This is a genomic window from Micromonospora acroterricola (genome assembly GCF_003172955.1).
Classification (GTDB): Bacteria; Actinomycetota; Actinomycetes; order Mycobacteriales; family Micromonosporaceae; genus Micromonospora; species Micromonospora acroterricola.
In genome coordinates this window covers 87,164-103,631 of sequence record NZ_QGKR01000195.1, presented here as the reverse complement: position 1 = coordinate 103,631, position 16,468 = coordinate 87,164, and the positions used below count along the sequence as shown (strand labels likewise).

The 16,468-nt window shown below is 73.2% G+C and carries 19 protein-coding genes and 1 pseudogene; 9 read left to right on the top strand and 11 right to left on the bottom strand.

Translation table 11 applies throughout. The features are described from left to right. On the bottom strand, positions 1 to 1,198 hold a 1,198-nt coding region (locus tag DKT68_RS15080), incomplete at its 3' end, for a cysteine desulfurase family protein (protein WP_109818040.1). A gap of 141 nt (positions 1,199 to 1,339) precedes the next feature. Between DKT68_RS15080 and DKT68_RS32700 the strand changes: the two are divergent. After that, positions 1,340 to 1,611 (top strand): annotated as a pseudogene (locus DKT68_RS32700) (anti-sigma factor); the annotation flags it as partial. Positions 1,612 to 1,729: 118 nt separating this feature from the next. On the opposite strand, the gene DKT68_RS15070 reads toward DKT68_RS32700, so the two are convergent. The 4 genes from DKT68_RS15070 to DKT68_RS15055 all read right to left on the bottom strand — a co-directional run bounded on the left by DKT68_RS15070 (position 1,730) and on the right by DKT68_RS15055 (position 4,889). Next, complete coding sequence (locus tag DKT68_RS15070; protein ID WP_109818029.1) at positions 1,730 to 2,689, bottom strand: electron transfer flavoprotein subunit alpha/FixB family protein; 960 nt, start codon at positions 2,687 to 2,689, stop codon at positions 1,730 to 1,732. A 15-nt stretch (positions 2,690 to 2,704) separates the two neighbouring features. Further along, entirely contained in the window at positions 2,705 to 3,484 is a 780-nt protein-coding gene (locus DKT68_RS15065; RefSeq protein WP_109818028.1) for an electron transfer flavoprotein subunit beta/FixA family protein, read from the bottom strand. Positions 3,485 to 3,684: 200 nt separating this feature from the next. Continuing rightward, entirely contained in the window at positions 3,685 to 4,089 is a 405-nt protein-coding gene (locus DKT68_RS15060; protein WP_109818039.1) for a hypothetical protein, read from the bottom strand. A 2-nt stretch (positions 4,090 to 4,091) separates the two neighbouring features. Then, positions 4,092 to 4,889 carry a GNAT family N-acetyltransferase gene (locus DKT68_RS15055; protein WP_109818027.1) on the bottom strand — a complete coding sequence of 266 codons (798 nt, stop codon included), beginning with the start codon at positions 4,887 to 4,889 and terminating at the stop codon, positions 4,092 to 4,094. A 41-nt stretch (positions 4,890 to 4,930) separates the two neighbouring features. Here DKT68_RS15055 and DKT68_RS15050 point away from each other — a divergent pair, with 41 nt between their 5' ends. Genes DKT68_RS15050 through DKT68_RS15040 form a run of 3 tightly spaced genes read left to right on the top strand, consistent with a single transcriptional unit; the run spans position 4,931 to position 6,093 of the window. Next, positions 4,931 to 5,323 carry a YidH family protein gene (locus DKT68_RS15050; protein ID WP_109818026.1) on the top strand — a complete coding sequence of 131 codons (393 nt, stop codon included), beginning with the start codon at positions 4,931 to 4,933 and terminating at the stop codon, positions 5,321 to 5,323. Beyond that, complete coding sequence (locus tag DKT68_RS15045) at positions 5,320 to 5,649, top strand: DUF202 domain-containing protein (RefSeq protein WP_236646903.1); 330 nt, start codon at positions 5,320 to 5,322, stop codon at positions 5,647 to 5,649. Before DKT68_RS15050 ends, DKT68_RS15045 begins: the two co-directional genes overlap by 4 nt. Positions 5,650 to 5,676: 27 nt before the next feature. Next, on the top strand, positions 5,677 to 6,093 hold the full coding sequence (locus tag DKT68_RS15040; protein ID WP_109818025.1) for a PLD nuclease N-terminal domain-containing protein: 417 nt from the start codon (positions 5,677 to 5,679) through the stop codon (positions 6,091 to 6,093). Between the two features lie 18 nt (positions 6,094 to 6,111). Here the strand turns inward: DKT68_RS15040 and DKT68_RS15035 are convergent, their stop codons facing one another. The 4 genes from DKT68_RS15035 to DKT68_RS15020 form a co-directional block, all read right to left on the bottom strand. After that, entirely contained in the window at positions 6,112 to 6,921 is an 810-nt protein-coding gene (locus DKT68_RS15035) for an ABC transporter permease (RefSeq protein WP_109818024.1), read from the bottom strand. Further along, positions 6,918 to 7,889, bottom strand: a complete 972-nt coding sequence (locus DKT68_RS15030) for an ATP-binding cassette domain-containing protein (protein WP_109818023.1) — start codon at positions 7,887 to 7,889, stop codon at positions 6,918 to 6,920. Before DKT68_RS15030 ends, DKT68_RS15035 begins: the two co-directional genes overlap by 4 nt. 169 nt (positions 7,890 to 8,058) lie before the next feature. After that, positions 8,059 to 9,681 (bottom strand): acetolactate synthase, encoded by a 1,623-nt coding sequence (locus DKT68_RS15025; protein WP_109818022.1) that lies wholly within the window; start codon positions 9,679 to 9,681, stop codon positions 8,059 to 8,061. 115 nt (positions 9,682 to 9,796) lie between these two features. Further along, entirely contained in the window at positions 9,797 to 10,570 is a 774-nt protein-coding gene (locus DKT68_RS15020; RefSeq protein WP_109818021.1) for an enoyl-CoA hydratase-related protein, read from the bottom strand. Between the two features lie 97 nt (positions 10,571 to 10,667). Here DKT68_RS15020 and DKT68_RS15015 point away from each other — a divergent pair, with 97 nt between their 5' ends. The 3 genes from DKT68_RS15015 (at position 10,668) to DKT68_RS15005 (ending at position 12,490) form a co-directional block, all read left to right on the top strand. Beyond that, positions 10,668 to 11,147: a DUF6232 family protein gene (locus tag DKT68_RS15015; protein WP_109818020.1), complete on the top strand. Its 480-nt coding sequence runs from the start codon at positions 10,668 to 10,670 to the stop codon at positions 11,145 to 11,147. A 95-nt stretch (positions 11,148 to 11,242) separates the two neighbouring features. Further along, positions 11,243 to 11,725, top strand: coding sequence for a DUF6232 family protein (locus DKT68_RS15010; protein ID WP_109818019.1), 483 nt, complete (start codon positions 11,243 to 11,245; stop codon positions 11,723 to 11,725). 78 nt (positions 11,726 to 11,803) lie between these two features. After that, positions 11,804 to 12,490, top strand: coding sequence for a hypothetical protein (locus tag DKT68_RS15005; RefSeq protein ID WP_109818018.1), 687 nt, complete (start codon positions 11,804 to 11,806; stop codon positions 12,488 to 12,490). A 30-nt stretch (positions 12,491 to 12,520) separates the two neighbouring features. Here DKT68_RS15005 and DKT68_RS15000 read toward each other — a convergent pair whose 3' ends face one another. Both DKT68_RS15000 and DKT68_RS14995 read right to left on the bottom strand, forming a co-directional pair. Continuing rightward, positions 12,521 to 13,417, bottom strand: a complete 897-nt coding sequence (locus DKT68_RS15000) for a ribokinase (protein ID WP_109818037.1) — start codon at positions 13,415 to 13,417, stop codon at positions 12,521 to 12,523. 25 nt (positions 13,418 to 13,442) lie between these two features. Continuing rightward, the gene (locus tag DKT68_RS14995; RefSeq protein WP_109818017.1) at positions 13,443 to 14,285 is read right to left on the bottom strand and encodes an ABC transporter ATP-binding protein; all 843 of its coding nucleotides are present in this window, start codon (positions 14,283 to 14,285) and stop codon (positions 13,443 to 13,445) included. A 131-nt stretch (positions 14,286 to 14,416) separates the two neighbouring features. Here DKT68_RS14995 and DKT68_RS14990 point away from each other — a divergent pair, with 131 nt between their 5' ends. Beyond that, on the top strand, positions 14,417 to 15,427 hold the full coding sequence (locus tag DKT68_RS14990) for an ABC transporter ATP-binding protein (RefSeq protein ID WP_109818016.1): 1,011 nt from the start codon (positions 14,417 to 14,419) through the stop codon (positions 15,425 to 15,427). Then, positions 15,424 to 16,440, top strand: coding sequence for an ABC transporter permease subunit (locus DKT68_RS14985; RefSeq protein ID WP_109818015.1), 1,017 nt, complete (start codon positions 15,424 to 15,426; stop codon positions 16,438 to 16,440). The genes DKT68_RS14990 and DKT68_RS14985 overlap by 4 nt, the downstream gene beginning before the upstream one ends. Positions 16,441 to 16,468: the final 28 nt, after the last annotated feature.

Here is a 16,468-nt window from a genome sequence, read left to right as displayed (position 1 = left end):
CCACCACCGAGGCCGACATCGACGCCCTGATCGCAGCCCTCCCGGCGGCTCGGCGGGCTCGGTCGACGGCCGCCGGGAGGGCTGCGATCAGGGCGTCGATGTCGGCCTCGGTGGTGGTGTGGCCGAGGGTGAAGCGCAGCGAGGAGCGGGCGCGGTCGTCGTCGGCGCCCATCGCCAGCAGCACGTGCGAGGGCTGGGCCACCCCGGCCGAGCAGGCCGAACCCGTCGAGCAGGCGATGCCCTGGGCGTCGAGCAGGAGCAGCAGGGCGTCGCCCTCGCAGCCCGGGAAGGAGAAGTGCGCGTTGCCGGGCAGCCGGTCGACGGGGTCACCGTTGTAGACCACCTCGGGGACCGCGCGGCGGAGCCGCTCGATCAGGTCGTCGCGGAGCGCGGCCACGCGGGCCGCGTACTCCTGCTGGCCCTTCACCGCCGCCTCGACGGCGACCGCGAAGGCCACGATGCCGGCGGTGTCCAGCGTGCCCGAGCGGACGTCGCGTTCCTGGCCGCCACCGTGCAGCAGCGGCGTGGCCGCCACGTCCCGGGCGAGCAGCAACGCGCCCACCCCGGTCGGGCCACCCAGCTTGTGCCCGGTGACGGTCAGGGCGGCGACCCCGCTGGCGGCGAAGTCGACCGGCACCTGGCCCACGGCCTGGATGGCGTCGGTGTGGAACGGCACGCCGTGCTCGGCGGCGACGGCGGCCAGCTCGGTCACCGGCTGGATGGTGCCCACCTCGTTGTTCGCCCACATCGCGGTGACCACGGCCACCCGGTCGGCGTGCGCGGACAGCTCGGCGCGCAGGTCGCTCGGGTCGAGCCGGCCGGCGGCGTCCACCGGCAGCCAGCCGACCTCGGCTCCCTCGTGCTGGGCCAGCCAGTCGACCGCGTCCAGCACCGCGTGGTGCTCGACGGCGCTGGAGACGACCCGTCGGCGGTCGGCGGCGCCGCCACGCCGCGCCCAGAAGATGCCCTTGACCGCGAGGTTGTCGCTCTCCGTGCCGCCACCGGTGAAGATCACCTCGGACGGCCGGGCGCCCAGCACCGCGGCCACGCGCTCGCGTGACTCCTCCACCCGGCGGCGGGCACGGCGACCCGACGCGTGCAGGGAGGACGCGTTGCCAACCTCGCGGGCGGTGGCGACGTACGCCTCCAGTGCCTCGTCGAGCATCGGAGTGGTCGCCGCGTGATCCAGGTAAGCCATCGCCGTTCAGCCTACGGCCGTCAGGTCGGGAGCCGAATGCCGGAGGGGACCCCGTTGACGGCCGGAACCCGCGACCGGCGCTCTACCTGGCACAGCCGGGGCGGGAAGGGCGCCGCCGCGGCGATCGGTGTCGTGGGCACGGGTGACGCGCGAGTTTTCCAGAACGGCCAACTACATCCGCACGTGGCGAATCTCCCGCGCGTGCCGGGGTACTACGAGGTCTGGCTCATCAACCCGACGACCATGCAGATGTTCTCGGTGGGCACCCTCGGTGCCGACGCGGACGCCCTGCTGCCCCTGCCCCCCATGTCGACCTGAGGTCCTACTCGGTGGTCGACGTCTCCGCCGAGCGGTACGGCAACAACACCCGCCACTGCGGCGACAGCCTGTCGAGGGGCACCCTGACGGGCTGATCGGCGGGCCGGCTCAGCTCCCCGGCCCGCCGATCAGCTCCCTTTCCCGCTCGGGAAGGGCCATGACGACACGAAGCCGCCGCCCGGTGGTCCGGGCGGCGGCTTCGTCGGTACCGCGTCACTTGCGCTTGCGGATCTCCTCGGCGGCCTGCGGGACGATCTTGAACAGGTCGCCCACCACGCCGAAGTCGGCCAGCTCGAAGATCGGCGCCTCGCCGTCCTTGTTGACCGCGACGATGGTCTTCGAGGTCTGCATGCCGGCGCGGTGCTGGATGGCACCGGAGATGCCGAGCGCGACGTAGAGCTGCGGGGAGACCGTCTTGCCGGTCTGGCCCACCTGGAACTGGTGCGGGTAGAAGCCGGAGTCGACGGCCGCGCGGGACGCGCCCACGGCGCCACCGAGCAGGTCGGCCAGCTCCTCCACCAGCTTGAAGTTGTCGGCGTTGCCGACGCCGCGACCGCCGGAGACGACCACGCCGGCCTCGGTCAGCTCGGGGCGGGAGCCCTTCTGCTCGGCGACCCGGTCGACGACCTTCGCCAGCTTGTCGGTGTCGGTGACCGACACCGTGAGCTGCTCGATTGCCGGGGTGGCCGCCGCCGGGCTCGGGTTGACCGAGTTCGGTCGGACGGTGACCAGCGGCAGGCCCCTGGTGACCTTGGCCTTGACGATGGTGGAGCCGGCGAAGGCGACCTGGGTCGCGGTGCCGTCGGCGTCCAGGCCGACGACGTCGGTCAGGATGCCGTTGTCCAGCTTCACGGCGAGCCGGGCGGCGATCTCCTTGCCCTCCTGGGCCGACGCCAGCAGCACGGCGGCCGGCTGCACCCGCCGGACCAGCTCGGCCAGCACGGTGGCCTTGGGGGCCACCAGGTAGCCGTCGATCTCGTCACCCTCGGCGGCGTAGATCTTCTCCGCGCCGTACTCGCCCAGCTTGGCGCTCAGCGCCTCGGCGGCGCCGGCGCCGCCGAGCACCACCGCGCTCGGGGTGCCCAGCTCGCGGGCGAGGGTGAGCATCTCCAGGGTGACCTTCTTGACGCCGAATTCCTTGGTGGCTTCGACGACGACGAGAACCTCAGACATGTCCAGACCCCGCTCTCACACGAACTTCTCGGTGGCGAGGAACTCGACCAGCTTGACGCCGCCCTCGCCCTCGTCAGTGATCTTGGTGCCGCCGGAGCGTGGCGGGCGCTTGGTGTGCTCGACCACGGCGCTGGTGGCGCCGTCGAAGCCCACCTCGGCCGGCGCGACGCCGAGGTCCGCCAGGGAGAGCGTCTGCACCGGCTTCTTCTTCGCGGCCATGATGCCCTTGAAGGAGGGGTAGCGCGGCTCGTTGATGGTGTCCCAGACGGAGACCACGGCCGGGGTGGCGGCGGTGACCACCTCGTAGCCCTCCTCGGTCTGCCGCTCGACGGTCAGCGTGGCGCCGTCGACGGTGAGCTTGCGGGCGCCGGTGAGCGCCGCGACGCCGAGCCGCTCGGCGATCATGTGCGGCATGACCTGGACCCGACCGTCGGTCGACTCCGCGCCGCAGATCACCAGGTCGGCGTTGAGCTGGCCGAGCGCGGCGGCGAGCACCTTCGAGGTGGCCACCGCGCAGGAGCCGTGCAGGGCGTCGTCCACCACGTGCACGGCCTTGTCCGGGCCCATGGAGAGCGCCTTGCGGATCGACTCGGTCGCCCGGTCCGGACCCATGGTCAGGATGGTGACCTCGCCACCGTGCGCCTCCTTGATCTTCAGCGCCTCCTCGATGGCGTACTCGTCCATCTCGTTGATCACGTTGTTCGCCGAGCCGCGGTCGACGGTGTTGTCGTCATTGCGCAGGTTGCGGTCCGCGCCCGAATCAGGCACCTGCTTGACGAGTACGACGATATTCATCGCGCTTCGACGACCCTCCTGTGTGGTGTTGCGATTCGCTCGCCCGGTCTCGGGCGCAGCCTCGCGCGTCGGCCGACGCCAGGTCAACCGCGGGGTGCTGTGCGGTTTCCCACGGCGCAATGTTACCTGCCAGTAGCTTGCGGCTCCCGGGGCACTCAGAGTGACACAGCTCACCGGCGCCGGCAGCGAGGCCGGCCCGGTCAGGCCGGCTCGGCCAGCGCACCCCGGATCCGGTCGATGACCGCCGCCTCCGCCGGCGCCACCCCGTCGTGCGCCCGGGCCACCCGGTCCGCCGCGGTCAACACCACCGAGCGGTACGCGTCCACGTCCGCCGGTGACTTCTCCCGCAGGATCCGCACCGCCCGGTCGAGCGCCGGCAGCACCACCGACTCGATCTCCAACTGCGAGTCCCGGGGCAACCGGGGCATCGGGCCCGTGGTCAACGCCTCCTTGACCACCCCGCTGGCGTCGGCCAACGCGCCGGACGCGGCGACGCTCTCCCGGATCACCCCGAGCATGCCCGGGTCGGCGTTGGAAACCAGGAAGACGGCCCCGAACGCACCGGTCTTGAGGGTCAGCCGTTCCTCGTCCGTCAACCGCTCCATGATCACGGAGTGTAGACGTACGGGGTGGTGGTGGTGACCGGGACGAGACCGAGCCGCTGCAGGATCGGCCGGCTGTCCTCGGACGCGTCGACCTGCAACAGCGTCCGGCCGCGCTGGTCGGCCAGCCGCGCCCGGTACGTGACCAGCGCCCGGTAGATGCCCTTGCGGCGCCACTGCGGCAGCGTGGAACCGCCCCAGAGGGTGCCGAAGCCGGTGTTCCGCGGGAAGCGCACCCACCCGGCGCTCACCACCGTCTCGTCCGCCTCGGCCACCACCACGGTGATCGAGTGCGCGTCGGCGTCGATCTCCTTGGCCAGCCCCCAGACGAGGCGCGAGCGGTCCTCCTGCCAGACCTCCTCCTCCATGGCGGCGATCCGCTCCAGATCGGTCCGGGAGGTCACCTCGCGCAGGCGTACCCCCTCGGGGACGACCGGCAGCGCGGCGGCCAGCGGCGCGACCGGCCCGATCACGACGGTCTCCCGCTCCTCCGCCACGAAGCCGGCGGCGCGCAACCGGTCCGCCAGGTCCGCCGGCTCGTCGTGCTCGTTGAGCTTCCACTCCACCGACTGACGGCGCTCGCGGAACAGCTCCACCTGCCGGGCGATCAGCTCGTCCAGCGCGTCGCCGGTCAACCCGCCGAGGTCCCGGTAGGTGAGGAACCCGCCGGCGTCGAGCCCGATGATCCGGACCAACGGCCCGTCCCGCTCCACCGTCACCCCGGCCGGGACCGGGTCGGGGATCTCCGGGCGGAGCTGGTTGTCGTAGGCGGTGCGCAGCGTCATCACGTCGAGATCAGTCACGGGCCCAGGCTAAGCGGGAGGGGAAGCGGATAATCGGCAGCGTGTGGGAGGCGATCAGGCGATGGTTCGACCCGGCGGACCTGCGCTCGGTCGGCGAGCCACCGGACTACCGCTTCTCCCTGGCCAACGAGCGGACCTTCCTGGCCTGGCTGCGCACCAGCCTGGCGCTGGTCGGCGGAGGGTTGGCCGCCGCGCAGTTCCTGCCGCCGCTGCCCGTGTCCCACCTGCGAGAGGTGATCGCCGTCGCGCTGCTGCTGCTGGGCGGCACCGTCGCGGTCCGCGCGGTGGACCACTGGGCGCGAATCGAACGGGCCATCCGACTCGGTCAGGAGCTGCCCGCGTCCCGCTTCCCCGCCGTCCTCGCCCTCGCCGTCGGAGCCGGCGCGGTGCTGCTGGTGGTCGCGGTGCTGGTCCGGGCCATCGGCGCGTCGTGACCGGCGGCTCGATCGGGCCGGTGGGCGCCGGGCGCGACCCGGGGCTGCAACCGGAACGGACCCGGCTGGCCTGGCGGCGTACGGCGCTCGCGCTGAGCCTGGTGACCGCGCTGGCCGTCCGGCTGGGGTCGACCGGCGACCCGGCCGATGCGCTGATCGCCGGCGTCGTCGTGCTGGTCTGGGGGGCGGCGCTCGTGCTCTGCTGGCCCCGGGGCACCGGCACGGGGCCGGCAGGCGTCGGCGGCCGGACGCTGCCCCTGGTCGCGCTGGCCACCGTCGGGCTCGCGCTGCTGGGCGTGCTGCTGGTGGCTCGCGGACTGTGGTGACGGGACGCGGTGCGCCATGATGGGTGCATGGCCCGGCTGTACGTCCTCCTCTTCCTGGCGCAGATCGTCCTCGCCGTCTGCGCGCTGATCAGTTGCCTCTCCGCCGAGGAGGGTCAGATCCGCGCCCTTCCCCGGATCGCGTGGGTGCTGATCATCCTCTTCTTCCCGCTGGTCGGGTCGATCGCCTGGTTCGTCGCCGGCCGGCAGCCCGGCTCCGGCACCCGCAAGGCCTGGCCGTCCGGCACCGGCTCCGCCGGTCGACCGCCGCGCCGGCCGGTCGCCCCCGACGACGACCCGGAGTTCCTGCGCTCCGTGCAGGATCGCGCCGAGCAGCAGGACCAGGAGCTCTTCCGCCGGTGGGAGGAAGACCTGCGGCGTCGCGAGGACGACCTGCGCCGCCGCGACGGTGAGCCGCCACGCGAGGGCGACCGGCCGGAGGTGTGAACGCGGTGCCGCCGCGGTTCACACTCGACGCTTGAGCCCCCGTACGGCCAGCGGCGCGAAGATCACCGCGATGCCCGCGCCCCAGAGCAGCGTCTGGAGCACCGGGCCGGCCACCGGCCCGCCGACCAGGAGGCCGCGCAGCGCGTCGGCCACCACGGTCACCGGGTTGACCTCCACCCAGTTCTGCAACCAGCCGGGCATCCGGTCGGTGGGCACGAAGATGTTGCTGGTGAAGGTCAGCGGGAAGATCACCATGAAGCCGAAGATCTGCACCTTGTCCGGCTCGCTCACCAGCACGCCGACCAGCACCGAGATCCACGACGCGGCCAGCGTGAACGCCAGCAGCAGCGCGAACGCCCCGACCACCCCGAGCAGCCCGTTGCCGACCCGGAAACCCAGGATCGAGCCGACGCCCAGCAGCAGCGCGATCGACCAGGCCTGCTTGACGGTGTCGGCGAGGATGCGGCCGGCCAGGGGCGCCCACCGGGCGATGGGCAGCGCCCGGAGCCGGTCGAAGACCCCCTTGGTGAGGTCGTTGTTCAGCCCGAACCCGGTCGTCATCGTGGCGAAGAGCGCGTTCTGCACCATGATGCCGGGCAGCATGAAGGTCAGGTACTCACCGGACGAGCCGGCGATGGCGGTGCCGAAGACGTAGGTGAACAGCAGCACGAACATCACCGGCTGGATGCTCAGGTCGAGCAGCTCCATCGGGTTGTGCTTGATCTGCACCAGGCTGCGCCAGGCGAGCGTGAAGGTGTGCCGCAGCCCGGCGGCGGGGCTGAGCCGGCGGGTCGGCGTCAACGCGGGCGTGAGGGTCGCGGCGGTCATGCCGGAGTCCTTTCCAGGTCGGTGTCGGCAGGGGCGTCCTCGGCACGGTGGCCGGTGAGGGAGAGGAAGACCTCGTCCAGGCTGGCGCCGCGCAGCGCCAGCTCGGCGACCGCGATCTCGGCCGCGTCGAGGCGGCTCACCACCGCGGGCAGCACACCGGGGTCGTTCACCGCGACGGTGACCGCGTTCTGGGCCACCTCGGGCGTCGCGCCGGACACCTCGGCGGCGATGGCGGTCACGGTGCCCAGGTCGACGAGGTCGGCCGGCCGCACGGTCAGGGTCTGACCTCCGGTCTTGGCCTTCAGCTCCTCCGGCGTGCCCTGCGCGATCACCCGGCCGTGGTCGACCACCGCGATCTCACCGGCGAGCTGGTCGGCCTCCTCCAGGTACTGGGTGGTGAGCAGCACCGTCACCCCGTCGGAGACCAGGGCACGGACGATGTCCCACAGGTCGTTGCGGCTGCGCGGGTCCAGGCCGGTGGTGGGCTCGTCGAGGAAGAGCACCTGCGGCCGGCCGACCAGGCTGGCGGCGAGGTCCAGCCGGCGCCGCATGCCGCCGGAGAAGGTCTTGGCGGCCCGGTCGGCGGCGTCGCTGAGCTGGAAGTCGGCGAGCAGTTGACGGGCGCGCCGCTTGGCGTCGGCCCTGCTCAGCCCGAGCAGGCGCCCGATCAGCAGCAGGTTTTCCGCGCCGGTCAGGGTCTCGTCGACCGAGGCGTACTGGCCGGTCAGGCCGATCAGCTGACGGACCCGGTGTGCGTCGCGGACGACGTCGAAGCCGCCGACCGTGGCGTGCCCCTCGTCGGCGCGCAGCAGGGTGGCGAGCACCCGCACGGCGGTGGTCTTGCCGGCGCCGTTCGGCCCGAGCAGGCCGAAGACGGTCCCGGTCGGGACCGCCAGGTCAACTCCGGCGAGGGCGGTGGTGGCGCCGAAACGCCGCACCAGGCCCTCGGCGCGGATCGCGTGGTTCATCGCAACTCCTGTCGTCTCCGGTGGGGACACCACCATGGGCGACAGGGCTGACATCCCGCCGGTCCCCGGCTGACGTTACGACGACCGGCGCGGAGATTCCGCTGATTTAGCTGCGGGAAGAGGCCGCGCCGCCGCCCGGTGGGGGCGACGGCGCGGCGACGGGTGCGACTCAGGCCAGGTTCGACGACCGGGGGTACGCGTCGGTCGGGTCGGTGAGCACGTTCACCAGGTACGGCACTCCGGCGTCGAACGCCCGCTGGAGGGCCGGCCCCAGGTCGGCGGCCTTGGCGACCGTCTCCCCCGCGCCGCCGAGCGCGCTGACCACGGTGTCGTAGCGCAGCTCCGGCTGGAGGTCGGCGGCGACGTCGTAGCCGTACATGGCCCGCATCGGGTGCTTCTCCAGGCCCCAGATGCCGTTGTTGCCCACGACGATCACCACCGGCAGCTTCTGGCGGACCAGCGACTCGACGTCCATCAGCGAGAAGCCGGCGGCGCCGTCGCCCATCAGCACGCAGATCTGCCGGTCCGGGTGGCTGACCCGGGCGCCCATCGCGTAGCCCATGCCGGTGCCCAGGCAGCCGTACGGGCCCGGGTCCAGCCAGGTGCCGGGCTGGGCCGGCTCCAGGTACCGCCCGGCGTACGAGACGAAGTCGCCGCCGTCGCCGATGGTGATCGCGTCGCGGGCCAGCACCCGGCGCAGCTCGCCGTAGATCCGCGCCGGCCGGATCGGGTCGGTCTCGGCGGCCATCTCCGCCGCGTCGCGGGCGCGGGCCGCGTCCTCGGCGCCGCGCAGGTCGGCGATCCAGCCGCTGTGGTCGGCCCGGTCGCCGCTGTGATCGGCGAGCGCGGAGAGGATCAGGCGCAGGTCGCCGGCGGGTGCGGCGGCCGGCTGCACGTGCCCGGCCCGCTGGCTGGGCGCGTCGACGATGTGCACCACCTTGGCCTCGCCGAAGTCACCGAAGCTGAGCCGGAAGTCCAGTGGGGTGCCGACCACCACGACCACGTCGGCGCCGGAGAGCGCGGCGCGGCGGGCCTTGGCGAAGGCGAGCGGGTGCTCGGGGGGCAAAGAGCCGCGGCCCATCCCGTTGGTGAAGACCGGCACCTGCAACGCCTCGGCGGCCTCCCGCAGCGCGGCGACCGCGTCGCCGGCGTACACGTCGGAGCCGGCGATGATGACCGGCCGCTGCGCGGCGGCGATCAGCGTCGCGGCCCGGGCGACCTCGTCCGGGTCCGGCTCGACCGGGTCGATGCCGGTCGGGGCGGGCAGGTCGGCCTCGGAGACCGAGAAGACCGTCTCCAGCGGGAAGTCGAGGAACGCCGGCCCGCGGTGCGGGGTGAGCGCCGCGGTGAGCGCCGCGCCCACCGCGCGCGGGATGTCGTCGGTGCTGAACACCGTCTCGGCGTGCTTGGTGACCGGGGCGACCAGCGGCAGGTGGTCCATCTCCTGGAGGCTGCCCGAGCCCCAACGGAACGCCGGCGCCCGGCCGCCGAGCACCAGGACCGGGGAGGCGTTGAAGAAAGCGCTGGTCATGCCGGAGATGCCGTTGGTGACGCCAGGGCCGGCGGTGAGCACGGCGAGGCCGGGACGGCGCTGGAGCTTCGCCACCGCCTCGGCGGCGAAGACGGCGGACTGCTCGTGCCGCACGTCGTAGAGCGGGAAGTCGCTCTTGTGCGCCGCGTCGTAGAGGGGAAAGACATGGCCACCGGAGAGGGTGAACATCTCGCGCACCCCGTACGCCCGCAGCGCCGCGAGCGCCAGCTCCCCGCCGTGACCTTCGATCCGCTCCGCCATCGCCGCTCCCCTTCGTCGCTCCTGACCGGAGTCACACGCTACTGGCCGGTAGGAAGAATGTGAACCGTTCTCGGCTCACCGTCGGGCGGCGGCGCGGACCGCCGGCCCCGACCGGTCAGCGGCCGGTGAAGCCCGGCTTGCGCTTCTCGACGAACGCAGCCATGCCCTCGCGCCGGTCGTCGGTGGCGAACAGCGCCGCGAAGAGCTGACTCTCCCAGGCCAGGCCCGAGTTCAGATCCATGTCCAGGCCGCCGTCGACCGCCAGCTTCGCCGCGCGCAGCGCCTGCACCGGCCCGTTCACGTACGGCGTCACGAGCGCGACCGCCGCCTCGTAGACCTCGGCGGCCGGGACGACCCGGTCGGCCAGGCCGATCCGCAGCGCCTCTTCGGCGTCCACCATCCGCCCGGACATGATCAGATCCTTGGCCCGCGCCGGACCAACCAGCCGGGCCAGCCGCTGGGTGCCGCCAGCGCCGGGAATGATGCCCAGCTTGATCTCCGGCTGGCCGAGCTTGGCGTCCTCGGCCACCACCCGCCAGTCGCAGGCCAACGCCAGCTCGCAGCCGCCTCCGAGGGCGTAGCCGGTGATCGCGGCGACCACCGGCTTGGGGATCCGGGCGATCGCGCCGAGCGCGCTGGACAGGTTCGCGGCGCGGTCGGCCATGTCCACGTAGGACATCTCGGCCATCTGCTTGATGTCGGCGCCGGCGGCGAAGACCTTCTCTCCGCCGTACACGATGACGGCGCGGACCCCGGGGTCGGCGGTGGCCGCCGTCGCGGCGGCGCGCAACTCCTCCTGCACCTGGGTGTTGAGCGCGTTCATCGGCGGCCGCTCCAGCCGGATGGTGCCGATGCCGTCCCTGGTCTCCAGCCGAACGAACTCGCCCACGCTGCCCTCACTTCCTCGTCGAAGTCGCGTGCCAACCTTACGACCCGGCTCGTTGGGGTAAGTAGTCTGGTGTCAGCCCCGCGGGCGGGAGTCCAGCATGATCACCTATTACGACGACAGGTCGGTGCAGGTCACCTCCACCGCCGTCCGAGTGGACGGCCGCAGCTACGCGCTCGCCGACATCACCATGATCTGGCACCGCCGGGGCAGCCGCTCCTGGCGGGTCCTCGTCGGGCGGGGTGCGATCGGCGCCGCGCTGGCCGGTCCGCTGGTCGCGGCCGTGCTCGGCATCGGCGTGGCCGTCTGGCTGCACCGCTCGCCCACCGTGACCATCGCGATCGTCGGCGCCTCGGTGCTGGTGGGGCTGGCCGTCGGCCCGATCGCCGACTTCCTCTTCGAACACCTGGACCGCTCGTACGCCCGCGGCAGCCGGCAACTGGAGATCTGGGCACGCTGGCGCGGCCAGCCGGTACGGCTGCTGCGCACCGGCGACGCACTGCGCTTCGGTCAGATCTACCGGGCGGTGCAGCGCGCGGCCGAACGCAGCCAACCAGCCCGCCCCGGCAACCGCCGATAGCGGTCCCCGCTCAGAACCGCATGGGCTCGTCCGGCAGCAGGTCGAGCGGAACCGCACGAGGGGTACGGGTTGCCGGCCGGTGGTTAGGGTTAGTGATGACCCTCTATTACCGGGACGACGCGGTGCAGGTGACCTCCGAGTCGATCCGGGCGGGCGGTCACGTGGTCGCCCTCTCCGACGTGACGTACGTCTGGCACGCCCGCGGCCGAAAGACGCTCGCGGTACGCGGCCGGGTGCTCGGTCGCGGAGTCCTGGTCCTGCTGCTCTCCCTGCCCCCGCTGGTCGGGCTGGTCTGTGTGCTCTCGCTGGCCTACACGGCGCAGGACCGGGGCAACTGGAAGATGGCGCTGATCGTCCTCGCCGCCTGCGCGGTGGGGGCGCTGGCGTTGACCCCGTTCCTCGAGATCCCCCTCGGTTGGCTGGACCGCTCCTACGAGCGCGGCAGCCACGTGCACGAGCTGTGGGTGCAGCACCACGGCCGCGAGCAGCTGCTGCTGCGCACCCCGGACGCGCTACGGTTCGGGCAGATCTACCGGGCGGTGCAACGCGCCGTCGAGCAGCAGGGGGATCATCGGTGACCAGCCGCCGGGCCGAGGCCGCCGCGCCGGCCGAGCGCCGTCGGGCGGTTGTGGTGCAGCCGGCGCACACTTGATCCCATGGCGATTCCTCTCCCCACACCCACCGCGATGGTCGGCCTGACCCGCTCCGCCCTCGACCAGGCGCTCGGCTCGGCCGCCTCATTCGCCGCCGTGCCCGCCCGCGCGTTCGCGGTGCTGGACGGGGTTGAGGCGCTGCTGGCCCGGATCAACGGCGTGGTGGACCGGATCGAGACGACGCTGGACCGGACCGACCAGGTGCTCACCGACGCCGACACGGCGGTCCGCGAGGTGGCCGTGATCAGCGCCGCCGCCACCACCGCCATCGACACCGCCACCGAGGTGGCGACGGCCGCAGCCGTGGTGGTCCGGGAGGCTGATCAGGTCGCCCGCCTGGCCGCGGCCACCGTGGGCACCGCGGCCGAGGCGGCGGCCACCGCGGCCGAGCTGCTGGCGGCGTACGAGCCGGCACTGCGGCGGGCCGCGCCGATGGCCGGGCGGTTCGTCGGGGAGCTGAGCCACGAGGAGGTCACCGCGGCGATCCGCCTGATCGACGAGCTGCCCAAGCTCAAGGAGCACCTGACGGCGGACATCCTGCCGATCCTGGCCACCCTGGACCGCGTCGGGCCCGACCTGCACGACCTGCTCGACGTCACCCGCGACCTCAAGCTCGCCGTCGCCGGCATCCCGGGCCTGGGCATGCTGCGCCGGCGGGGCGAGAAGCTCAGCGACGACCTGGTCGGCTGAGCCCTCGCCGGCCGGGGTGGGCCACTGGGGTCAGCCCGGGGCGTACAGCTCGTCGATCTCGGCACGGCGGGGCAGCGCCACCGAGGCGCCGAGCCGGCGGACGCAGGCCGCGCCGGCAGCCGACGCCCAGCGCACCGCGTCGACCAGGTCGCGTCCCTCGCCCCAGCCGACGGCCAGCGCGGCGGTGAACGCGTCGCCGGCCGCGGTGGAGTCGACCACGTCGACCCGGACGGCGGGCACGTGCACCTCGGTGCCCTCCCGGTCGACGTACCAGGCGCCCTCGCCGCCGAGGGTGAGCACGGCCCGGGGCACCAGGTCGAGCAGCGCCCGCGGCTCCTCCCGGCCCCGGCCGGTGAACGCCCGCGCCTCGCCCTCGTTGACGACGAGCAGGTCGACCGCGGCGAGCAGCTCCGGTGGGAGATCGCGGGCGGGGGCGGCGTTCAGGATGACCCGGGTGCCGGCCGCGCGGGCGGCCACGGCGGCTTCGGCCACCGTCTGCACCGGGATCTCCAGCTGGGCGACCAGGACGTCCGCCCCGCGTACCGTGGCCAGCTCCTCGTCGGTGAGGCCGGTCAGCGCGTCGTTCGCGCCGGGGGTCACCACGATGGCGTTCTCCCCCTGCGCGTTGACCATCACCAGCGCCACCCCGGAGGCGCCGTAGACCACCCGCAATTGGCCGGTGTCCACACCGGCCGCGGTGATCCGGGCCCGGAGCGTGACGCCGAACGCGTCGGAGCCGATCGCGCCGAGGAAGGAACTGGACGCGCCGGCCCGGGCCGCGGCGACGGCCTGGTTGGCGCCCTTGCCGCCGGGCACCATCACGAAGTCGGTGCCGAGCATGGTCTCGCCCGGCCGGGGCAGCGCGGGCGCCATCGCCACCAGGTCCATGTTGGCGCTGCCCACCACAACCACCCGGGTCTGCGGCACGGTCACCTCCCGCCCTGTCGCGCGCTCAGGCGGCGCGGGCGGTGTAGCGGTCGCCCGACCGCTCGACCACCAGGGGCAGGCCGAAGGTCTTGGAGAGGTTGTCGCCGGTCAGCGTCTCGGCGAGCAGGCCCTGAGCGACCACCCCACCCTCACGCAGCAGCAGCGCGTGGGTGAACCCCGGCGGGATCTCCTCCACGTGGTGGGTGACCAGCACGAGGGCCGGGGCGTCCGGGTCGTACGCCAGCTCGGCCAGCCGGGCGACGAGGTCCTCGCGCCCGCCCAGGTCGAGCCCGGCGGCGGGCTCGTCGAGCAGCAGCAGCTCCGGGTCGGTCATCAGCGCGCGGGCGATCTGCACCCGCTTGCGCTCGCCCTCGGAGAGGGTGCCGTAGCGGCGTTCGGCGAGGCCGCCGATGCCGAGCTGGCTCAGCAGCGCCCGTGCCCGCGCCTCGTCGCCGCGGTCGTAGCTCTCCCGCCAGCGGCCGACCACCGACCAGGCGGCGGTCACCACCACGTCGCTGACCCGCTCCTCGGCGGGCAGCCGCTCGGCGAGCGCGGCGGTGGAGAGGCCGATCCGGGTGCGCAGCTCGTTGACGTCGGTGCGGCCGATCCGCTCGCCGAGCACGTGGGCGACACCGGTGGTGGGGTGCAGTCGGCCGGCGGCGAGGTTGAGCAGGGTGGTCTTGCCGGCCCCGTTGGGCCCGAGCACCACCCAGCGCTCGTCCAGCTCGACCCGCCAGGTCAGGTCCTGCAGCAGGGCGGTGCCGGAGCGGCGTACACCGACGCCGTCGAGGCTGACCACCAGATCCGGGTCCACGGGTGCGGCGGCAGGCGCGGCGCCGGCAGCGCCGGGGATCAGGTCACCAGTCACCGGACCATCCAACCACGCAGCGCCGCGGTGCCCCCCACGGGCGGCGTCCCGGTCATAGGGTGAAGCGCCGTGTCGTTGATCACCACACCCGGAGGACGGCTCATGCCCCGTCGACGTACGGAGCCGCGCGGATGAGCGCGGTCATCGAGATCGAGGGTCTGCGCAAGACCTTCCACAGCCTCCGGAACGGCCGGCGGGTCGCGGTCGACGGGTTCGACCTGCTGGTCGAGGCGGGGCAGATCCACGGGTTCCTGGGCCCGAACGGCTCCGGCAAGACCACCACGCTGCGTGCCCTGCTCGGGCTGGTCCGGGCCGACAGCGGGCGGATGAGGGTGCTCGGTGAGCCGTCGCCACAGCTGCTGCCCCGGGTGGCCGGCCGGGTGGGCGCCATCGTGGAGAGCCCGCAGTTCTTCGGCAACTTCACCGGGTACCGCACGCTGCGGCTCCTCGCGCGGGCCGGAGGGGTTCCCATCGCCCGGGTTCACGAGGTGCTGGACACGGTGGGCCTGCGCGACCGGGGCGACGAGCGGGTCAAGGGTTACTCGCTGGGCATGAAGCAGCGCCTGGCGGTGGCGTCGGCGCTGTTGAAGGACCCGCGGCTGCTCATCCTGGACGAGCCGGCGAACGGGTTGGACCCGGCCGGCATCCGGGAGATGCGGGACCTGATGCGGTCGCTGGCGGCGGCCGGGGTGACCGTGCTGGTGTCCAGTCACATCCTGGCCGAGATTCAGCTGATCTGCGACCACGTCACGATCATCTCCCGGGGGCGGCGGGTGGCGGCCGGCCGGGTGGACGAGGTGCTGGCCGGCCACGACCGGCACGAGTTCCTGGTCCGGGTCGCCGAGCCGGAGCGCGCCGTCGAGCTGCTGGAGACGGCCGACCTGACGGCGAGCGTGGACGGCGAGGCGCTGGTGGTGGGCGGGGTGACCGACCCGACGGTGATCAGCCGGGTGCTCGGTGAGCAGGGGCTGTGGGTGGGCGAGCTGACCCCGCTGCGGCCGGACCTGGAGAGCGTCTTCCTGGAGCTGACCGGCGCTGCCGGGCATCCGTCGGTGCCCCGGCAGGTGGACGACTCGGGGCTGCCGCCCGGCGGCGCGGGCGGCGCTGTGACCGATCTCGACGTACGGGGAGTGGACGCGTGAACCTGGTCCGTGCCGAGGTGGAGCGGCTGTCCGCACGTCGCTTCGTGCAGCTCATGGTCGTCCTGCTGGTGCTCGCGTTCGGCGTCACCGCCGCGACCACCCTGGCCGGCTCGCACAAGCCGAGTGCGGAGGAGCTCAGCTCTGCGCGAGCCCAGGCCGCCGAGGCGCGGCAGAGCATGGAGGACAGCTACCAGCAGTGCCTGGCCCGACAGAACGGCACGCTCCCGCCGAGCGACAATGACCAGTACTTCCCCTCCGACTGCTCGGAGATGGACCCGACGCTGCGGGACCGGCTGCCGATCGCCGCGGACTTCCTCCCCGGGGTGTTCAGCTTCGCCCAGCAGGCCCGCCCGCTGCTCTACTTCCTCATCGCGTTCCTGGTGCTGTTCGGGTTCCTGGTGGGCGCCTCCTACATCGGCGCGGACCTGAACTCCGGCGGTGTGGTGAACCTGCTGCTCTGGCGGCCGCGCCGGATGACGGTGCTCGGCGCGAAGCTGGGCACCCTGCTCGGCACGGTGCTGGCGCTGGCCGTGGCGGCCTCGGTGGTCTACCTCGCCACGTTCTGGGTGATCGGGCAGACGGCCGGGCTGGCCGGCCAGCTGGGCGACGAGTTCTGGCGCTCGCTGGGCGCGGTGCACGGGCGTGGCCTGGTGCTGGTGCTGCTGGCCAGCGTGCTCGGCTTCGCCATCGCCACGCTGGGCCGGCACACCTCGGCGGCGCTCGGCGCCGTCGCCGCGTACGCGGTGGTCTGGGAGCTGGGCGCCCGGCTGGTGCTGGAAATCGTCGACGCCCGTCGCCCGGACCAGCTGATGCTCTCGAGCCACATCGGAGCCTGGCTGAGCGGTGAGGCGAGGTTCTACGACAGCCGGCTCTGCGCCGGCTACACGGGGGGCGGCTACTGCGAGGGGTTCTACACGCTGACCTGGGCGCCGTCGCTGGTGGTGCTGCTCGTGCTCACCGGCGGGCTGACCGCGGCGGCGTTCGCCGTGTTCCGTCGCCGCGACCTGATCTGAGTCGCGGCGGGGCCGCCCGCCTGGTCCG

Coding starts and splice junctions, on each gene's coding strand:
- DKT68_RS15065 (WP_109818028.1), bottom strand. CDS start 3,484: ATGAATATCGTCGTACTCGTCAAGCAGGTGCCTGATTCGGGCGCGGAC.
- DKT68_RS15070 (WP_109818029.1), bottom strand. CDS start 2,689: ATGTCTGAGGTTCTCGTCGTCGTCGAAGCCACCAAGGAATTCGGCGTC.
- DKT68_RS15035 (WP_109818024.1), bottom strand. CDS start 6,921: ATGACCGCCGCGACCCTCACGCCCGCGTTGACGCCGACCCGCCGGCTC.
- DKT68_RS15010 (WP_109818019.1), top strand. CDS start 11,243: ATGACCCTCTATTACCGGGACGACGCGGTGCAGGTGACCTCCGAGTCG.
- DKT68_RS15025 (WP_109818022.1), bottom strand. CDS start 9,681: ATGGCGGAGCGGATCGAAGGTCACGGCGGGGAGCTGGCGCTCGCGGCG.
- DKT68_RS15060 (WP_109818039.1), bottom strand. CDS start 4,089: ATGGAGCGGTTGACGGACGAGGAACGGCTGACCCTCAAGACCGGTGCG.
- DKT68_RS14990 (WP_109818016.1), top strand. CDS start 14,417: ATGAGCGCGGTCATCGAGATCGAGGGTCTGCGCAAGACCTTCCACAGC.
- DKT68_RS15015 (WP_109818020.1), top strand. CDS start 10,668: ATGATCACCTATTACGACGACAGGTCGGTGCAGGTCACCTCCACCGCC.
- DKT68_RS15030 (WP_109818023.1), bottom strand. CDS start 7,889: ATGAACCACGCGATCCGCGCCGAGGGCCTGGTGCGGCGTTTCGGCGCC.
- DKT68_RS15040 (WP_109818025.1), top strand. CDS start 5,677: ATGGCCCGGCTGTACGTCCTCCTCTTCCTGGCGCAGATCGTCCTCGCC.
- DKT68_RS15005 (WP_109818018.1), top strand. CDS start 11,804: ATGGCGATTCCTCTCCCCACACCCACCGCGATGGTCGGCCTGACCCGC.